The 264-nt window shown below is 72.0% G+C and carries 1 protein-coding gene; it reads left to right on the top strand.

The features are described from left to right. Window positions 1-264 (top strand): hypothetical protein (locus N2041_RS14835; RefSeq protein WP_367187744.1); only part of this gene is annotated, 264 nt, incomplete at both ends.

Here is a 264-nt window from a genome sequence, read left to right as displayed (position 1 = left end):
GGTGAGCGCCCGGCGCGGGGCGGGCATGATCGTGCGGCTCAATGCCGGCGTGATCCCCGATCGCGGGCTGTACCCCGTGTATCTGGGCGAGGGCGGCCCACGCCTGGGCGAGTTGGACGAGGAGATGGTGTACGAGTCGCGCAAGGGCGACGTCATCCAACTGGGGGCGAACAGCTGGCGCATCGAGGCCATCACACGCGACCGCGTCCTGGTCTCGCCCGCACCCGGCGAGGCGGGACGGCTGCCGTTCTGGCGCGGCGATGC

The sequence above is a fragment of the Tepidiforma sp. genome (assembly GCF_026419595.1).
Lineage (GTDB): Bacteria > Chloroflexota > Dehalococcoidia > Tepidiformales > Tepidiformaceae > Tepidiforma.
Note: the sequence above shows the minus strand (reverse complement) of the source record. Positions and strands in the feature narration are given on the sequence as shown.